Consider the following 605-nt stretch of genomic DNA (forward strand, 5'->3'; position numbering starts at 1 on the left):
TACGAGCGTCTTTGCTCTGATGGACAGCCACATGTGCCAGGCTCTGCCCCATAAGCTCCAGAAACGGCAACGAGCCGGGGCTCTGACCTCCCGGCTCGTCCGCCCCCAGTCCTCGACCCACGAGAACAGGTGACGTTGCTCGATGACGAGCGTACGAGAGACCAGCGCGCCCGCGCCACAGATCCGGGCCGTGCCGAACCCCCGGTGCCACTGCGGCACCCCTCTGGTTCACATCCCCGGGAAGAAGACCAAGGTCTTCTGCTCCCCCGCCTGCAAAATGCGGGCAAAGCGGGCGGCCGATAAGGCCAAGGCGGAGGCGGCTCGACCCCCCGCTGGCGGTGCGGGGCAGGACCTGCCCGAGCCAAAAAGTAACGCGGGCTTTAGTAGTAAGGGAAAATCTCCGTCCACCGCAGGTCAGACGGGGTGCGAGGCCCCGGCGGCAGCCAAAAAGGGACAGCCGAGGAAAGACCCACGCGACGAGCGGTTCGCCCGTCGCGACGCGCACCAGACCGTCTCCCTGAATGAGGCGTTCAAGGCCTGCGGCTACCGGCTCAAGAACGGCAGGGCCGAACTGCTCTGGAAGCCGGGCGAGGCGACCTTCGGCG

1 protein-coding gene is annotated in these 605 nt (G+C 66.8%); it reads left to right on the forward strand.

What is annotated here, in order from left to right; translation table 11 throughout:
• Positions 1 to 142: 142 nt before the first annotated feature.
• Positions 143 to 605 (forward strand): hypothetical protein (locus tag G3I78_RS51495; protein ID WP_203616491.1); only part of this gene is annotated, 463 nt, incomplete at its 3' end.

The organism is Streptomyces sp. SID13726, from assembly GCF_010548375.1.
GTDB lineage: Bacteria > Actinomycetota > Actinomycetes > Streptomycetales > Streptomycetaceae > Streptomyces.